This window comes from Dyadobacter sp. Leaf189 (genome assembly GCF_001424405.1).
Lineage (GTDB): Bacteria > Bacteroidota > Bacteroidia > Cytophagales > Spirosomataceae > Dyadobacter.
In genome coordinates this window covers 95,111-112,167 of the sequence record NZ_LMPS01000009.1, presented here as the reverse complement: position 1 = coordinate 112,167, position 17,057 = coordinate 95,111, and the positions used below count along the sequence as shown (strand labels likewise).

The 17,057-nt window shown below is 46.5% G+C and carries 13 protein-coding genes; 4 read left to right on the top strand and 9 right to left on the bottom strand.

Annotated elements, in window-relative coordinates; translation table 11 throughout:
* Positions 1-19 precede the first annotated feature (19 nt).
* Both ASG33_RS24870 and ASG33_RS24865 read left to right on the top strand, forming a co-directional pair.
* Positions 20-694, top strand: coding sequence for a TetR family transcriptional regulator C-terminal domain-containing protein (locus tag ASG33_RS24870; protein ID WP_056292057.1), 675 nt, complete (start codon positions 20-22; stop codon positions 692-694).
* A 2-nt stretch (positions 695-696) separates the two neighbouring features.
* The gene (locus tag ASG33_RS24865) at positions 697-1,998 is read left to right on the top strand and encodes an AarF/ABC1/UbiB kinase family protein (RefSeq protein WP_056292050.1); all 1,302 of its coding nucleotides are present in this window, start codon (positions 697-699) and stop codon (positions 1,996-1,998) included.
* A 48-nt stretch (positions 1,999-2,046) separates the two neighbouring features.
* Here ASG33_RS24865 and ASG33_RS24860 read toward each other — a convergent pair whose 3' ends face one another.
* The 3 genes from ASG33_RS24860 to ASG33_RS24850 are packed head-to-tail and all read right to left on the bottom strand — an operon-like array spanning position 2,047 to position 5,166.
* Positions 2,047-3,156, bottom strand: coding sequence for an AI-2E family transporter (locus ASG33_RS24860; RefSeq protein ID WP_056292046.1), 1,110 nt, complete (start codon positions 3,154-3,156; stop codon positions 2,047-2,049).
* 31 nt (positions 3,157-3,187) lie between these two features.
* Positions 3,188-3,637, bottom strand: a complete 450-nt coding sequence (locus ASG33_RS24855; RefSeq protein ID WP_056292333.1) for a GNAT family N-acetyltransferase — start codon at positions 3,635-3,637, stop codon at positions 3,188-3,190.
* A gap of 47 nt (positions 3,638-3,684) precedes the next feature.
* Entirely contained in the window at positions 3,685-5,166 is a 1,482-nt protein-coding gene (locus ASG33_RS24850) for a cryptochrome/photolyase family protein (RefSeq protein ID WP_056292042.1), read from the bottom strand.
* A 69-nt stretch (positions 5,167-5,235) separates the two neighbouring features.
* Between ASG33_RS24850 and ASG33_RS24845 the strand changes: the two genes are divergently transcribed.
* Positions 5,236-6,183, top strand: a complete 948-nt coding sequence (locus ASG33_RS24845) for an MBL fold metallo-hydrolase (protein WP_056292039.1) — start codon at positions 5,236-5,238, stop codon at positions 6,181-6,183.
* Between the two features lie 4 nt (positions 6,184-6,187).
* Here ASG33_RS24845 and ASG33_RS24840 read toward each other — a convergent pair whose 3' ends face one another.
* From ASG33_RS24840 to ASG33_RS24820, 5 genes are all read right to left on the bottom strand, one after another.
* Positions 6,188-7,084: a DUF72 domain-containing protein gene (locus ASG33_RS24840; protein WP_056292034.1), complete on the bottom strand. Its 897-nt coding sequence runs from the start codon at positions 7,082-7,084 to the stop codon at positions 6,188-6,190.
* A gap of 48 nt (positions 7,085-7,132) precedes the next feature.
* On the bottom strand, positions 7,133-7,648 hold the full coding sequence (locus ASG33_RS24835; RefSeq protein ID WP_056292031.1) for a phosphoheptose isomerase: 516 nt from the start codon (positions 7,646-7,648) through the stop codon (positions 7,133-7,135).
* A gap of 106 nt (positions 7,649-7,754) precedes the next feature.
* The gene (locus ASG33_RS24830) at positions 7,755-9,335 is read right to left on the bottom strand and encodes a SusD/RagB family nutrient-binding outer membrane lipoprotein (protein WP_056292028.1); all 1,581 of its coding nucleotides are present in this window, start codon (positions 9,333-9,335) and stop codon (positions 7,755-7,757) included.
* Positions 9,336-9,346: 11 nt separating this feature from the next.
* The gene (locus tag ASG33_RS24825) at positions 9,347-12,547 is read right to left on the bottom strand and encodes a SusC/RagA family TonB-linked outer membrane protein (RefSeq protein WP_056292025.1); all 3,201 of its coding nucleotides are present in this window, start codon (positions 12,545-12,547) and stop codon (positions 9,347-9,349) included.
* Between the two features lie 313 nt (positions 12,548-12,860).
* A complete protein-coding gene (locus tag ASG33_RS24820; protein WP_056292021.1) occupies positions 12,861-14,681 on the bottom strand; it encodes a sodium:solute symporter family protein in 1,821 nt (606 codons plus the stop codon).
* Positions 14,682-14,772: 91 nt separating this feature from the next.
* Between ASG33_RS24820 and ASG33_RS24815 the strand changes: the two genes are divergently transcribed.
* Positions 14,773-15,657: an AraC family transcriptional regulator gene (locus tag ASG33_RS24815; RefSeq protein WP_056292017.1), complete on the top strand. Its 885-nt coding sequence runs from the start codon at positions 14,773-14,775 to the stop codon at positions 15,655-15,657.
* A 296-nt stretch (positions 15,658-15,953) separates the two neighbouring features.
* Here the strand turns inward: ASG33_RS24815 and ASG33_RS24810 are convergent, their stop codons facing one another.
* On the bottom strand, positions 15,954-17,021 hold the full coding sequence (locus ASG33_RS24810) for a branched-chain amino acid aminotransferase (protein WP_056292014.1): 1,068 nt from the start codon (positions 17,019-17,021) through the stop codon (positions 15,954-15,956).
* Positions 17,022-17,057 lie beyond the last annotated feature (36 nt).

Below are 17,057 nucleotides of genomic sequence, written 5' to 3'. Positions count from 1 at the left end.
GTGCTAATCCAAATAAACAATGGCAACTAGACTAAAAGAACTTCCGGCTGCTGCACAGGAGATTACCTCCGAAAGAATCACCGAGTTATTCATGCAATACTGTCTTGAGAACAACAGGAAACCGGAGTCGGTATACCTGTTCTGCAAGCAAAACGGGATTGTTGAAAAGGATTTTTACAAACACTTTTCGTCGATAGATGCGGTTGAGAAAACGGTTTTTGTAAGCTTTCACAAGCTCGCTGTTCAGCTGATCGACCAGAGCGGAGAAGTGGATGCATTAGGGTTCAGGGATAAATTGCTGACTTACTATTACACTTACTTTGAGATACTTACAGCCAACAGGAGCTTTGTGATCTTTTCATTGCAGGAAAGCAGGAACCGTCTGAGCGGACTGATGAAATTGAAAGAGTTCAGAACGCATTTCAAAGACTTTATTTCAAAGAGCAGCGATGGTTATCTGAAAATCAGAAGCGAGCGTATTCGCAAGGCGCAGCAGGATGCATTGGAGGAAGGAGCGTGGATACAGTTCCTGGTGACATTGAAGTTCTGGCTCGATGACGAGTCTCTCGGATTTGAAAAAACAGATCTTTTTATCGAAAAATCAATCCGTGCGACATTCGACCTGATCGATACGAGTCCGCTTGAAAGTGTTATCGATTTTGGAAAATTTCTCATTAAAGAAAAGCTGAGGTAGGAATGGAGACGATTGATAGTATACCCACCTCTAAAATCCGACGTGCCACTAAATTGATTTCGACCGGTGTAAAAATCGGTGGTAATTATTTGAAGTATTACGGTGAAAAGATCACGAATCCTGAAACGGCGCGTGATAATTTGAACAGTAACAATGCAGAGGACATTTATGATAGTCTGAAAAACCTGAAAGGCAGCGCGCTCAAAGTGGCGCAAATGCTTAGTATGGAGAAGAATTTTCTTCCACAGGCTTATGTCGAGAAGTTTTCATTGTCTCAGTTCTCGGTTCCGCCACTTTCTGCTCCGCTTGTTATCAAAACTTTCAGGAGGTATTTCGGTAAATCGCCGCTTGACCTTTTTGATAGCTTTGATCCGAATGCGATTAATGCAGCCAGTATCGGACAGGTACATAAAGCTACTTTGAATGGTAAGGAGCTTGCTGTGAAAATCCAGTATCCTGGCGTAGCCGAGAGTATTTCTTCGGACCTCGCGCTTGTGAAGCCGATTGCGATGAAAATGTTCAATATTCAGGCAAAGGATTCGGACAAGTACTTCAAGGAGGTAGAAACCAAACTGACCGAAGAAACGAACTACAATCTTGAAATAGCGAGCAGTACCGAGATTGCAGAGGCCTGCGCACATATTCCGAACCTGCGTTTTCCTGCTTACTATCCCGAATTTTCATGCGAGCGTGTGATTACAATGGATTGGATGCAAGGCAGGCATTTGTCTGAGTTTTGCAAAGCAAATACGGATCAAACACTTGCCAACAAGATCGGGCAGGCACTTTGGGACTTTTATATGTATCAGGTGCACCAGCTGCGGAAAGTACATGCGGACCCGCACCCGGGCAACTTCCTGATCGACGAACAGGATAACCTGATCGCCATTGACTTTGGTTGCATCAAGGAGATTCCCGAATCGTTCTACACGCCGTACTTTGATTTGGCGGAGCCCGAAAAACTGAATGATCCCGCGACTTTCAGACAGGGTTTGGTGGATCTGGAAATACTTACACCAAAGGATACTGAGAAAGAGATCGTCTATTTCTCAAATCTTTTCAGGGATATACTAGGCCTTTTGACTCAACCTTTTAATTCCGAGAAGTTCGACTTTGCGGATGAAAGTTTCTTTGAAAAGCTGGCTGAGTTGGGTGAAAAATATGCAAACGATAAAGAGCTGCGGAAAATGAATATGAATCGCGGCTCGAAGCATTTCATTTATATCAACCGCACATTCTTTGGGTTGTTCAGCTTGCTGCATGATTTGAAGGCAGAAGTTGAAACCAAGCAGTTCGCGATGTAATAACAGCAATACTTGTTGCAGGGCAGGCAGGTTTTCTGTCTGCCTTTTTTATTCCTCTTCAATCATTTTCTTGCGTCTTACCAGCTTTAAGAGGGCTTTCTTCTCCTGTTCCGGCGTCTGGTCACCCAACAGAATACCCCAGGGTTTCAGATCGTCGACGCGATCGAATACTACTTTCATCATGGCAATTGCCGGAATGGACAGGAACATACCCGATAACCCCGCCAGTGCGCCGCCCACCAGCACACCAACTATCGAAACCAATGCATTGATCTTGACTTTGGAGCCCACGATTACGGGAACAAGGAAGTTGTTATCGATAAATTGTACCACAATAAAAACGCCAACCACGCCCAGAACTGTGTCGGTTTCGGGGTGGCTGATAAATGTCACCAGCACTGCAAGTACCGTTGCCACGATCCCGCCGATATAAGGTACCAGGTTGAGGATAGCCGCCATAATGGAGAGCAGCACAGCATATTGTACATTCAGGATCAGCAAACCGATGGAATTCAGGATTGCTACAACCGTTGTTTCGAAAAGCAAGCCTACCATGTAACTCTGGATAATCGACTTAATTTGTCCCAATCCTTCCAGTATCTTCTCCTTATGTTCTTCGGGAAACACCACTACCATGAAATGGAGCAGCATAGTGCGGTAGTAAAGTAGAAGAAATGCGTATATCGGTATGAGGATCAGCGTAGTTAATGGACCGGTGACAGCGCCCAGGGTTTCTGTTCCCTGGAAATTTTCAAGTGTTTTGGTCTGAGCGTTTTTCAGGTATTCGGCTTGCTGCCGGTAAGTAACGCTATATTCCCGGCGGATCCAGCGGCGGGCGTCGTGGTAAAATTCGTTGATGTTGCGTTTGAGCTTGGGAAGCTCGTCCGAAAAATCTGCCAGCTGCATGGAAAGCAGCACACCCACCGCGGAGACGATCAATACAGCCAGCAATACCGCGAGGCTTATTGCCACCACCTTCGGCATTCCCATGTTCACCAGCCACCTTTCCACCGGCCGCAGCAAAACCGCTATCAATCCAGCAAGTGCCAGTGGAACAATGATATCAGCTCCCAGATAAATAGCCGTCATAATCAAGCCAATTCCTAACAGGGAAAGTGATAATCTTTGGTAAAAAGGAGGGGAGTCTAGGGCTTGCATTGTCGTTATTTTTCTAAAAAGGATTTCATTTTTAAAGACTCTTCATCATACAAACACTATAATCCGAGACCTGATACTTTGAAAAGTCTGTGATCTGTTCGTAGCCTAGCTTTTTGTACAACTGAATAGCTTGTGGCTGGCCTTCTCCGGTTTCCAGGAATGCAGATGCGTATCCCAGCTCGATGCCCCATTTTTCAAGTTCCTGCACAATTGCCGACGCAATACCCCGGCCTCTGAATGCGGGTTCGATAAACATCCGTTTTAATTCGAGTGTCGTTTCGTCGAACTTTTTAAAGCAGCCGCAACCTACTAAATCTTGTTCTTCGTAAGCAAGTACCACCGTTTTCAGGTCCGTAATGCGGTTATATTCCTCGAAATCTTCTTTTTTGGTCTGATAAATGGAGCATAGCTCATCATCAAGCTTGTCAGTCAGCCTCGTAAAGTCCGGATTGTCGCTGGTGGTTCGTATAATTTTAAGCATAAACAGGCAATTGCATTCAATGCAATATCGCTGATTTGCCGCGATCATCAACTATCCAGCTTTTTCAAAAATGCATTTGCATTGTCAAGATGCGCTTTTCTTTTCTCGTCGGGCATATTATCGAAAGTTCTTAGCAGCATACTTAACCTGGGATTGTGCGAGAAAAACTTCCGTTGCTTGTCCATAAACCGCCAGAAAAGCCCGTCCCAGATCTCTTGCCATTCTCCCTTTTTATAATCACTCATTTTGGTCAGGTAGTTGCTTGAACTGATATACGGTTTGGTCGACAATAACCCGCCATCTGCAAACTGGCTCATTCCGTACACGTTAGGTACCATTACCCAATCATAGGAATCAATAAAAAGCTCCATAAACCAGCGGTACACATCGTCGGGATCAAATTCACAAAGCAGCATAAAGTTTCCCATTACCATCAACCGTTCAATGTGATGGCAGTATCCGGTAGCAAGTACCTTCCTGATCGTGATATCCACCGGTTCAATGCCGGTAGTTCCTTTCCAGAATGATTCCGGGACTTTTCGAGTGAAACCCCAATAGTTGCGCGTCCGCTGGCGGCTGCCTTTATTTTCGTAAACACCATGCATAAACTCCCGCCAGCCAATTACCTGACGGACAAATCCCTCCGTTGAATTAAATGGAATGTCGTGCTTTTCGGCATAGCGCAGGGTTTTTGCAATGACCTGCTTTGGAGTAATCAGTCCTACATTCAGCATGGGGGTCAGCTGGCTGTGGTGCAGGAAATGCTCTGAGGTAACAATCGCGTCTTCGTACTTGCCAAACTCCTCAAAACGGTGTTGAAGAAACTGGTCCAGCCAGGATTGACTTTCTTCATGCGAGGCAGGAAAGCGAATCTCTTCCGGAATCAGACCATAGTTTTTGCCAAAGTATTTTTCAACATAGGCTTCGGCTTCGTCATGCAGTCCGGAGCGATCCGGAAACCGGATCTTTGGCGGCTCTTGTTTTTTTGGAAATTTGAGCCTGTTTTCGGTATCAAAGCTCCATTTTCCACCTACCGGCTCCTCGTTTTCGTCAACCAGTATTTTCAGTCTCTTCCGCTGATTGGCATAAAAATCAGCCTGGAAGTAGCGCTTTTTGTTGATGAAGTACCTGTCCAGATCTTCCTGTGTATTGATGAACATCGGCGTTTCATAAGATACCAGCTCAATTCCCGCACTTTTTGCCGCTTTTTGCAGTCTTCTTTGGAGCCAGTCGTCAGTTACATTCACGTAATGGATCTCTTCCACCCCTTTCTTTTTAAGATAGGGTACCAGCTTTCTTATGTCGCTATGGTCTTCGTGAGCTTCAATGTAGTCGATTTGCAGCTGCTGATCTTCCAGAAGTTGCCGGTAGGCCTGCATGGATACGCGGTGGTAAAACAGCTTGTGTTTGTGAAAATTAAATTGTTTGAAAAACAGGTATTCTTCCACCATAACCACATTTCTGTCGGCACTTACGGCAGGGTTCTGCCTGAATAACTGATGCGGAAATACCAGCGTAACCATTTTCATAACAAACCGTTTTAAGAGCAATTACCTACCTTTAACCAAAAAGATCCGTCGGAAATAGTTATTAAAATCATGCGAACGCTGCTCTCTGTTATTATTACGCTCCTGTGCTGGTGTGCTCAGGGTTACAGTCAAAATGGATTCAGGGTAGTTCCATTGGGTGTAAAAGGCGGGGTGAATGATGGAAATTTGTCCGCTTATATGGTCGCGCCAGCGGGTAGCAATGCATTTGTTTGCCTGGATGCAGGTACGCTGACTAACGGAATCTGGTCCGCAGTGCAACAGGGTACATTTCCGGTTTCAGGTGAAGTCGTTTTGAAGCAGTACATCAAAGGCTACCTGATTTCACATCCGCATCTCGACCATGTTTCGGGAATGCTGCTCAACGCAGTGGAGGATACCGCCAAGCACATTTACGGATTTGAAAATTGCATGAAGGTTCTGAAAACGCATTATTTCAATTGGGAAAGCTGGCCCAACTTCACCAACGAAGGCGCAGCGCCGGCAATGAAAAAGTACACTTATAACATACTTTCAGAAGAAAATGAAATTCCATTGGCCGGTACCGCCATGCACGTGCGCGCTTTCAGGCTCAGTCACGGTGCCCCTACCGAAAGTGCAGCTTTCCTGGTGCGGAGCGGCGATAGTTACCTGTTGTATTTTGGCGACACCGGACCTGACGAAGTTGAAAAATCCGATAAAATAGAGACAGTCTGGAAAGCAGTCGCGCCGCTCGTCAGAGAAGGAAAGTTACGCGCGATCTTCCTGGAAGTATCCTATCCCAACAGCCAGCCCGACAAAAGCCTGTTCGGACATTTAACTCCCAAATGGTTTTTTAAAGAGCTGCAAAAACTGGCCGGATTTACCGGACAAAAAGCAATGCAAAACCTGAATGTGGTCGTGACGCATATCAAGCCGGTTGGGACTAATGAAGAGAAAATAACTTCCGAGCTGAAAAAGGAAAATACCCTGGGCGTCAAGCTGATCTTTCCGCAACAGGGTATTCCATTGAATTTCTAAATAATTAAAGCAGCTTCGTTTGTCCGCCGGTAGCTGGGTGTTGTGGTACCTGCAATGTCATTCCCAGTTCATCATTCAATCTTTTGATCAGATAAGTGGACAGCAGGGGAGAGGCTTCCTCGTGATTTTGGTGTACAAAAAAGTAAATGTTCTCAATACCCTGCTCAATCCACACTTTCAAACGCTCAAACCAATCGTCAAGGCGGGAATAATCCGAATCCACATTGGCGCCATTGTAGCGGATAAATGCGGTTGGCGTAGTGAGCCGCATGTGCATTAAGTCCCTTCTTCCTGCCGAGTCGGTAACAATGTGCGTGATGTTATTTTTTTCCAAAACCTCATAAAAGTCGGTGGTATCAAACACCCCGTCATACCAGCCCGGGTGCCGGAGTTCCAATGCGAGCGGGAAGCCGGAAGGCCATTGTTCAAGATAGGCTTTCAGCTGCTCCCAGTTTTTGGGACCAAAATTGTCGGGCAGCTGCAAAAAGAGCATTCCGAGCTTTTCCTGTAAATGTGAGATCCCGTCCAGATATACGTCGGTCGCTTCCTTGGCTTCCTTCAATCTTTTCCAGTGACTGATTCCCTGATGAAGTTTCGGGAAAAACTTGAAACCTTCGGAAGTCTTGTTATACCATCCCTCGATCGTTTCAATGGGAAAGTTGTTGTAAAAAGTGGCATTAAGCTCAATGCTGTTGAACTGCGTAGCATAGTAACCCAGCTCGTCTTTCACCCCTTTTGGATAAAAGCTTTTCAGGTCCGTTTTATTCCATTTTGCACAGCCAATACGAATATCCGGTTTGCCTTTGCCCTTTGTACTGCTAAATATCTTTTCATTTTCAGGTGCATCGGGCGGCAATGTAAAATCGATCAATGCGGGATTATCAACTTTTCCGAATTTCATATTTCAGGGGATTAATAGTTGTGCAAATAGTGGTGAAACTTGTTTTAATTATCTTCCAAAATCATCCTGTACCCGAACAATATCGTCTTCGTCGGAAGGATTGGATGGATCTGTGTGCTGCCAGATTTCAGCAACAATCCCCCATTCGTCAACACCTACCAGCCGGTGGCGTTCTCCTTTTTTAAGATCTATTACAGTGCCGATCGGCAATTGGCGCATTTCGGTTTCTTCATCGGTATCGCTGATCACGATCCCTGCATTTCCACCAATTACTTTCCAGATCTCGGCGCGGCGGTGATGGTACTGCCACGACAGTCTTTTATTTGGTGCAACCACGAGGATCTTCGGGCTCAACTTATCGTAGCCTGCAAAATCTTCCAATGAAAGGTGAGGAAAGAATGTGGAGATAAACTGCGGAGCCTGGCTTTCTTCCAGTACAAAAAAACCTCCCCATGGACGGGAGTGATCCTTGCTGACAACTGTGAAGCCCTGCTCGTCGATAAACTGCTGGACTTTTGCGAATACAGCGTCCTTATCAGCATCTGCTGTGAATGATTGTATCATAAAAAGGGATTAACCTGATTAAGGTGAGTTTCAAAATTAGGATAAAAAACAAAAAGATGCCCTAAAATATTCAGGACACCTTTTGAATTATATCTACTAATTTATACTATTTGTCCCACCACACTTTGGTAGTAAAATCGTCCGGCAAGGTTGCGCCGGTCTGGTAATTTGGATTGCCTGCTACTTCGTTGGTGGGGTAGCGCAACCGTACGGGAATGGTGCCGCCTGTTACATTTCCGGGGTAGTTGGTTGGGGTAAGTTTAGGGTATCCTGTTCGCCGCCAGTCCGACCATGCTTCCCACCAGTTGAAAAATTTGTTGACCCAGAGCTGCTCTCCGATCATTTCCAATGCAGGCTTGGTAACGCCATAAGGATACGTACTCAGGTAGGTTTGTGCCGCTGCATCCGAAACGGTGAGCGACGCGTCAAATGGCGTGTACATCTGCATGGATGCTTTTACGCCCGCATCATAGTGCGACTTGGCCGTGCCCGAAATTCCGGAACCGATCTTCCGCTCAATGGCCTCCGCCAGCAAAAGCTCTACTTCTCCATAGTTCATGATCATGTAAGGATCCGAATCCTGTAACATTTTAGGATTGATGCGGGAGTATGTTTTCGGCACGTCCACGGTCCGTCCTTCCAGCTTGTCGAGCATGGCCTGATCATATCCATTGGGCATTCCTTTTTGTTTAACAGGATCTGTAATGACTGCGACGTCACCGATTCCGCCGCTAATGATCATCAGGCGCGGATCATCATCCGTTGCAACAGCCTGATTAGCCCCTTTCAGCCAATTAACAAGTGTGGCACTCAGGTAAGGAGGTTGGCCACCGTCTCCCGGATCGAATGCTCTTGAAATACCATTCTGGTTTACCCATTCGCCAGGCCCGTCAGCCATAGCGACCCACACATTGTCGGCATTGCTGGTAAAAACGCCGCCAGCCGCCGCCTTGGTAACATAGGTTGCCGCTTTGGCCGCATCCACGTTAGAAATGCGCATAGCAAGTCGCAGCATGAGAGAGTATCCCCACTTTTTCCATTTCGCAATGTCCCCATTATAAATGAAGTCGGCGTTGGCGAAACCTTCGTCACCATTGGACGCGTTGAGCGCTGCTGTTGCCTCATCCAGCTCTTTCAGCAAGTCTGAATAAATGGCATCCTGGCTGTCGTATTTTGGGAAAAATATCCCTTCAATTCCCTGATTCGCCTCCTGGTATGGAATGTTACCGTAAAAATCAGTGATCCTGGCGAAGCTAAAAGCCCGGATAATGCGCGCAGCCTGGCGCATGTTCAGGTACTTTCCTTCCGCAAAACCACCCGGACCTGATTGTTTCAAAATCTCTGCGATATTTTTCAACTGGTCATTATAAGTGAATTCGAACGGTGCCGCATTCGTTTCAGAATTGACGGTATACTTATCCCCCGGAGCAATGCCGCCCCCGGAATTGGCCAGTTGCTGAATAGCATAGCCGCACATTCCGATGTTCGTCCGCCAGTCGATGTATCTGTTATCACCGGTGCTTCCGTTAGATGCGATGCCCAGTTCGGCAGAGGTAAAAATGAAGTTCAGATCAACCTCGTTCAACGCTTGCGGATTAATATTTAAATCATGCAGCTGCTTTGTATCACAACCTGTTACCAATACCACCGCGAGCCCGTACTTGATATATTTTTTTAAATTTTTCATCTTCAATGGAATTAGAATGTTGCTCTCAAATTGAAACCGTAGCTGCGCGTAGAAGGAAAGCCGAAGTAATCAAACCCTTGTGAGTTCCCGTTTGCATAGTTGGATTCAGGATCAATGTTTGGGGTATTCTTGAACAGAATAGCCAGGTTGCGACCTACAAATGAGAGTGTCAGATTCTGCAGCGGCGTTTTTCCAAGCCACTTTTTAGGGAATGAATAGCCGACAGTCAGCTGTCGAAGTTTGATAAATGAAGCATCATAGAGGTACATGCTCGTTACAGCATTGTCTCCTTCACCTCCAACAGAGCCCCAATAATTGTATGCTTCCTGTGGGGTCAGTGTTTTGGTAAATGGCTTGTATTCGGTTCCTTCCTGAGTTACGCCGGTTACGGTAAGCGGCGCTTCACCTTCACGGCCCTGCAATGAAGCTTTGCTTAAACCCCATTGATCCAGTCTCATGTTCGTTCCGGAAAGAATATCTCCGCCTACTTTAAAATCAACCAGAAACGATAAGTCGAACCCTTTGTAGTTGAAAGCATTGGTTACACCGCCCGTCATTTTCGCAATGCCATTTCCGATCACCTGATAACCCGGCGCGCTAATCGGACGACCATCCTTGTCAAATACCGGCTGCCCATCAGGTGACAGTTTTTGTACACGTCCCGTGATCATCCCGAATGGCTGCCCTACAATGTTTTTAATGAAAGCGTTTCTGGTCCTTGGTTCATCCATTACCAGTTCGGTTGTGCCTGGAATGAGTGATTTTACCTTGCTGTTGTTTTTGGCCAGGTTCACGGTAACGTCCCACACGAGCGCATTCGATTTGAGCGGCGTGGCGGTTAGTAGCAGTTCGATACCACGGTTTTGCAGTTTACCCAGGTTTACCGATGTGCTTCCAAAGCCCGATGCACGCGAGATCGTTGCATTGAGGATGTCGTCGGTAGTTTGCTGGTCATAATAAGTGAAGTCGACGCCCAGTTTGTTATTAAATACCCTGAAATCAATTCCAACTTCTGTTTCAGTAACAGTAAGTGGTTTCAGTGCAGGATTGGGGATGTTTCCGCCATTTCCCATTGCTTGTGAAAACGAGGCCATAGGACGTGTCAAATGTGGATTCCCGTTCAACGAATACGTCAGGTTGTTTTGGTAAGCATCAATTGTCACATTACCGACCTGTGCCCACGATGCTCTGACTTTACCATAGGATAACCAGCCCGGAAGTCCCTTAAACGCATCCGAGAATACAAAGCTTCCGCCGATGGATGGATACAAAATGCTGTTTGTTGCCGGGTTGAGGACTGAGAACCAGTCATTTCTCGCCGTTGCGGTAAGAAACAGGAATCCGTCGTAAGAAAATTCAGCCGAACCGAGAAGCGAATTGATACCGCTTTCTTTTGGCTCATAATTGAAAGATTTGTCTTTGACGTTGTTCAGAGCAGGGAAGAATTGAACATTGAATCCGTTACCGTAAATGTTCACATACTCGTATTTTCTTCTCATTCTGTTACCGCCGGCAAAAGCAGTAAAGCCAAATTTGCCAAAGTCTTTTGTTGCGCCGATGGTGTATTCTGCGTTCAGCTCAGAAACATTCCAGTTGCCCAGGCTCCTCGCTCCGCCGCGCTGGTAACCGGTACCTTCCGGTGTGAGGCTTTCTGCTTTTCTTGAGTATTTATCCAAACCTACTCGGCCCTGAATAAACAGCCAGTCTGTGATCTGGTATTTCAATTGACCAGATGTGATTATTCTGTTCTTTTGATCGGACTTGATGAACTGGTATGCTACCCAATATGGATTCTGACCCCAGTTGTTATTTGCCTGCTGAAACTCTTCGCCCACTTGTTTAGGCTTGGTGCCGCCCCAAAGGCTTAAACTTGCCGCGTCGGTGCCTGGCGCGATTGCTCCCGGCTTGTTAGGATCACCATAATAGGAAAGCACATTGTAATCGCCTGGAATTCTCCATATACTCTGGATTGCATTCCCCGGGGAGTCGGATACATTCGGACGATTTTTCGCTTTTTCTTCTGAATACAGCATTTTAGCGTCCAGTGTCAATCTTTTTCCAAACTTGGATTGCGTAGACAGAGACAAATTGATCCTGTCAAAACCAGAATTGGGAAGGATAGAAGTGCTTTTCAGGTTAGTGACCGAGGCACGAAAGTTCTGGTTTTCGTTACCACCTGAAAACGCGAGGCTGTTCGTAAAGGCGTGGCCCGTTTTCAGATATCTGGAAAAGTTATCGCCTGCATAAGAATAGGGATGCATTTTGCCGTCAAAACCTACCACCTGGCTGTTGTCGAACTTAGGGCCCCAGGAGTCGTCTCCCCACTCATAAGCTTGGTTCTGGTTGGCAGATTTGGTTGCAACGCCATTAACATAAGAGCCGCTTCCATAAGAATGCTGGAGATCGGAAAGATCATTCAGCTTCTCGAAGACATAATTTGACCCGAATTCCACACCAATTCCTTTTCTTTTGCCGCCGCGCTTCGTGGTGACGTTGATAACGCCGTTTGCCGCGCGTGAGCCATAGAGTGCAGCTGCGTTAGCACCCTTCAGAACGGTAATCGATTCAATATCGTCGGGGTTAATGCTGGATAACCCATCACCTTCGTCGGAACCACCCCAGAGGCCGGCCTGGCCAAAGTTGTTATTGTCCATCGGAATACCATCAATCACATAGAGCGGTTGATTGTTGCCTTGCAGTGACTTGTTACCCCTAATAATCACCCGGGAAGAACCGGCTGGTCCTGAGGCGATTTTGCTTACGTTCACACCTGCAACACGTCCGGCGAGCGCATTACCAAGGTTAGCTTCACGGGCCGCGGTCATATTGCTGCCACTTACTTCGGTAATGGAATAGGCCAGCGCTCTTTTGTCACGACTGATACCCAACGCAGTTACAACGACCTCGTTCAGGGCAGTTGCTTCGGGCTTTAGTGAGATGTTCAATACAGTCGCATTCGCTACAACTTCCGTGGTTATGTAGCCAATGTAACTAAACGTCAGCGTTTTGCCTTTTTCCACTGTAATGGAATAATCGCCTTTGTCGTTGGTGGTTGTGCCGCGGGTTGTGCCTTTTACGACTACGTTCACCCCGGCAATGTCGCCGCCACTTGCATCTGTAACTTTCCCGGCTACCGTCATTTCCTGGGCATAACCCGGCAGGGCGAGCACAGAAAGCAGTACCAATACTTTAATTAGTAGAGTTTTTTTCATAGAATCTGACTTCTGGTAAGAAAAATTTGGACTAGCTGAAATATGGAAAATTCATAAAAATTAACCCAAATATACCATGGAAGGAACTACAACTGTATAGTAGATTTTTATCAAAAAATGACACATTTAGTACCACTGTGGTGGCTGTTAATTTGTTTATATAAAGAATAAATAAAATAATACCTTGTTTGATGTGCTTTTTCGCCGGGCTCCTCTTTTGGTTAAGAAATGGAAACTCCGGTAGCTATTCTTATCTGTCCCGATTATTCGGATATGTATATACGCAGTGACAAATTTGTGAACAGTGCTAAGCTCAGCGGGGTGGGAGTGTTTTGTACCAGGTCTGCCGGAGGATCAATGCAGCGGCTACAAGAATGGCAGCAGAAATGCCGGCTGGTAGGGGCATCAGAAGCACCGTGTACACGGGCAAAGCAGTCAGTGCGGTTTGGGCGATAATGCCGGTCACAATATTAAATGCATCCCGGGAAAAATGCGGATTAGGTATGAATGCAGGATCGTCTTTCCGGATTGCTTTTCTGACCGGCCCCCAAAATCCCCAGGGATTAACTTGCTGACAGAAGCTTTTCAAAACCGCCATTTCAGTAGGCGGCGTGAGCAGTGACGCGGCGATCGCTACGCAGGTGGATATCGCGAGGATGAGCGGAAAATAGTAGAGTGGGAGGAGTGCCGGGAAAAGATACGGACAGCACATCGCACAGGTAATTCCTGCAATCATACCCCAGAAAAATCCGTAGCTATTGAAACGCCACCAATGGAATTTGAGCACGTTGGAAGCAATATAGCCGCCGTACAACGCGGATACGATCCAGAGCAGAATGCTGTTCAGATTTTTGGTTACAAAGCCCAACGCGATCGCCACAGCCACTACCGACAGTCCTGAAATGTAATTCATCCATCTTACCTGCCTGTTGCTTGCATAGGGGTTAATGGATTTGAGGTAAACATCATTGACCAGGTACGCCTGTGCGGCATTGAAAGTACCCGCGAATGTTCCCATGAATGCCCCCAGCAAGCCCACCAGCACAAGTCCGAGCAGGCCGGCAGGAACATGGGCGCTGAGTACTTCGGGCAGCAAACGTTCGAAATCCCTGCCGTAACCGCTCCCCTGCGCATGAAAAATGAGTCCGAGTACGGTTACTCCGGTAATCAGCAGGTAGCGGGGCGGGAGTAGTACCAAATTGACAAACATGCTCATCAATGCAGCTTCCCGGGGTGTTTTGGATGAAAGGACCTTTTGCATATCGTAGCTCGGCATCGGGCCGGCGAGGCTGGCCAGAATGCCTTTGGCCGCCATCAATGCAAAAAAGTAGCCGAAAGGTGAAAAGTTGTCTTCCCTGATCTTCCGGTCAGCGTCGGCCAGGTAGCTGCTCCAGTTGAGTTCGAGGTTTTTACCAAACCACATACTGTCCCAACCTTCCGGCACGCGCAACCCGCCTGCATTCCCCAACGCCTGCATCGCAATGGTCGCGACACAGACCGAAATTATGACGATGATCACGTAATGCACGAGGTCTGCCCAAACGATGCTTTTCATCCCGCCGAGGAGTGAATAGAATACCGTAAATGTGGTGAATACTATTCCGTACAGATGTGGTACAAATTGGACCGGAACATCGAAGGGAATGAACCGGGAAACTGTGCTCCACGGAATGAAGATTTCCAGGAACTTGCCCAGTCCTATGAATGCGTAAGTCATAAAACTCAGACAGCTCAGAATCGCGAACACAATGATAATGCTGTGCGACTGTCGGGAATCGCGGGAGGTACCAAAGCGCGTGAGCATCCATTCTGCACCGGTAGATGCGCCCGATTTTCGTATCCATCCCGACATATATACCATCATGAAAACCTGGTTGAATACGGGCCACAGCCACGGAAGCCAGATGCTTTTGACACCGTAAACAAACATAACGGACACCATCCAGGCAGTACCTGAAATATCAAACATGCCTGATGCATTGGAAATGGAGAGCATCCAGAAAGGAATTGTCCGCCCGCCCAACAGATAATCCTCACTTGTTTTATCTGCCTGTTTTTTCGACAAGAAGCCGACAGTAACAACGAAAAAAAGGTAGGTCCCGATCACCAGGAAGTCGGTAAATCCTATTTGCATCCGGTTAATAAGTAGTTAGAAAATTGCGGATTGATTATAATACATTTTCAACATTAAATTGATATATTTAAACATTCCAACCTGACACTGTATGAATGAAATCTACCGCGAAATTACACCTCTGACCCAGTATGATTGCTTTACTGTTTTTACCCGCAGTAAGACCATTTTCGATTTTCCACTACATACCCACGACGAATTTGAACTCAATCTGATCCTTTCGGGGCGTGGTGTGAAACGGATCGTAGGTGACCACACAGAAACCATCGACGATGCTGAGCTCGTTCTTGTCGGTAATAACCTCCCGCACGGCTGGCTGACCCACACCTATAAATGGCAGGAGGGAATGCCCGAAGTAAAGGAAATTACCGTTCAGTTTCACCGCGACCTTTTCGACGACAAATTTCTGAAACGCAATCAGCTTTTCTTTGTGCGCTCGCTTCTGGAAAAATCGGCAAAAGGGATTTCTTTTTCGCGCGAGACCATTGAGCGCATTCTTCCACGTTTCCAGGCGCTCGGCCAGAAAAGCGGGTTTGATTCTATTCTGGAATTAATGTCCATTCTGCACGACCTCTCGGTATCACGTAACATGCGCACCTTATCAAACAGTACATTTACGGGCGAGAACGTCAATTTCAACAGCCGCCGCATTGAAAAGGTATTTGCCTTTATGCAGGATAACTATGATAAGGAAATCAATCTGCCCGGAATATCCAAGCTCGCGGGAATGTCGGAGGTATCTTTCAGCAGGTTTATCAAAAAAAGGACCGGAAAAACTTTTATCGAGAGCCTCAATGAGATCAGACTGGGCCACGCTTCCCGGTATCTGATCAATACCAGCAACACGATTTCGGAAATCGCCTACAAATGCGGGTTCAATAACCTGTCCTATTTCAACCGCATCTTCAAATCAAAAAACGGCTGCACGCCGAAGGAATTCAGGGAAAACTACTCTGGCACGCGGACGTTTGTTTAGAGAGTTCTTTGGTGGAGTTTATGAGTTCATGAGTTTAAAGTTTGTGAATTTAGAGTTTATGAGTTTAGAGTCTAATTTTTTGTTTTTGGCAAAATAAAAGAGCTCAAAGCCGAGTATACCGGAACTTTGAGCTCTTTATTTTTAACTCATTAACTCATTAACTCATTAACTCATTAACCTCATTAACTCATTAACTCATTAACTCATTAACTCATTAACTCATTAACTCATTAACTCATTAACTCATTAACTCATTAACTCATTAACTCATTAACTGTTTCACGGCGGCTCATTAACTACACTTTCAGCATCCAGCCGAAAACGTCTTCCTGTTTTCCGGTACGCAGGTCGGTGAGGTAGTTTTTGACTTTAGTTACAAATGAATCTTCTTTGATCTCTGGTAAAGTGTAATCCACGCCTTCGTATGCAATAGCAGCGAATGGAGAGATTACTACCGCAGTACCTGCACCGAAAGCTGCTTCCAATGTGCCGTTTTTGGCTGCGTCAATAATTTCCTTTACACTTACACGGCGCTCTTCCACCGGGATGCCCCAATGCTGAGCGATCGCCACGATACTTTTACGTGTGATCCCGTCGAGCGTTGTTTCAGAAACGTAAGGCGTAACCAGCGTGCCGTCGATCAGGAACATGATGTTCATCGTACCCGACTCTTCAATGTAGGCATGCTCGCGTGCGTCTGTCCAGATAAGCTGGTCGTAACCTTGCTCCTGGGCCAGTTTTGCAGGATAAAGCGAACCGGCGTAGTTGCCTGCACACTTCGTACCGCCCACGCCGCCTTCGGCTGCGCGGATATATTGTGTTTCCACTTTCACGCGCGGCGGTTTGGCATAATAAGTACCTACCGGACTTGTGAAAATGATAAATGTATAAGAATCAGAAGGTTTAACTCCGATATAAGGATCAGTTGCAAACATGTACGGACGAATGTACAGCGAGCATCCTGGCTGAGAAGGTACCCAGCCTGAATCCAGGCGAAGCAGTTCCAGCAGTCCGTTCATGAAAACTTCTTCCGGGATCGAAGGCATGCAAAGGCGCTCTGCCGATTTGTTGAGCCGCTTCCAGTTATCTATCGCGCGAAACAAGAGCACTTCGCCTTCTTCGCTTTTATAAGCTTTCATTCCCTCAAAAATAGCCTGTCCGTAATGCAGGGCGGCTGTTGCAGGGCTTAGCGAGAGGTCGCCGTAAGGGACGATCCGGAGGTCCTGCCATTGACCGTCACGGTAGTCGGCGATGAACATGTGGTCGGAAATATTCCGGCCGAAAACCAGGTTGTTGAAGTCAACCTCTTGTAAGCGAGATTCGGTGGTTTGCTGAACCTCGATCTGTAATGTGTCGGCTGTCATGATGCCTAAATTTAAATTTCGAAACGCTAAAACGAA

Excerpts from the sequence above, each read along its gene's own strand:
- ASG33_RS24850 (WP_056292042.1), bottom strand. The coding sequence starts at position 5,166 with ATGAAAATGGTTACGCTGGTATTTCCGCATCAGTTATTCAGGCAGAAC.
- ASG33_RS24835 (WP_056292031.1), bottom strand. The coding sequence starts at position 7,648 with ATGATACAATCATTCACAGCAGATGCTGATAAGGACGCTGTATTCGCA.
- ASG33_RS24845 (WP_056292039.1), top strand. The coding sequence starts at position 5,236 with ATGCGAACGCTGCTCTCTGTTATTATTACGCTCCTGTGCTGGTGTGCT.
- ASG33_RS24830 (WP_056292028.1), bottom strand. The coding sequence starts at position 9,335 with ATGAAAAATTTAAAAAAATATATCAAGTACGGGCTCGCGGTGGTATTG.
- ASG33_RS24810 (WP_056292014.1), bottom strand. The coding sequence starts at position 17,021 with ATGACAGCCGACACATTACAGATCGAGGTTCAGCAAACCACCGAATCT.
- ASG33_RS24855 (WP_056292333.1), bottom strand. The coding sequence starts at position 3,637 with ATGCTTAAAATTATACGAACCACCAGCGACAATCCGGACTTTACGAGG.
- ASG33_RS24815 (WP_056292017.1), top strand. The coding sequence starts at position 14,773 with ATGAATGAAATCTACCGCGAAATTACACCTCTGACCCAGTATGATTGC.
- ASG33_RS24840 (WP_056292034.1), bottom strand. The coding sequence starts at position 7,084 with ATGAAATTCGGAAAAGTTGATAATCCCGCATTGATCGATTTTACATTG.
- ASG33_RS24860 (WP_056292046.1), bottom strand. The coding sequence starts at position 3,156 with ATGCAAGCCCTAGACTCCCCTCCTTTTTACCAAAGATTATCACTTTCC.
- ASG33_RS24820 (WP_056292021.1), bottom strand. The coding sequence starts at position 14,681 with ATGCAAATAGGATTTACCGACTTCCTGGTGATCGGGACCTACCTTTTT.
- ASG33_RS24870 (WP_056292057.1), top strand. The coding sequence starts at position 20 with ATGGCAACTAGACTAAAAGAACTTCCGGCTGCTGCACAGGAGATTACC.
- ASG33_RS24865 (WP_056292050.1), top strand. The coding sequence starts at position 697 with ATGGAGACGATTGATAGTATACCCACCTCTAAAATCCGACGTGCCACT.
- ASG33_RS24825 (WP_056292025.1), bottom strand. The coding sequence starts at position 12,547 with ATGAAAAAAACTCTACTAATTAAAGTATTGGTACTGCTTTCTGTGCTC.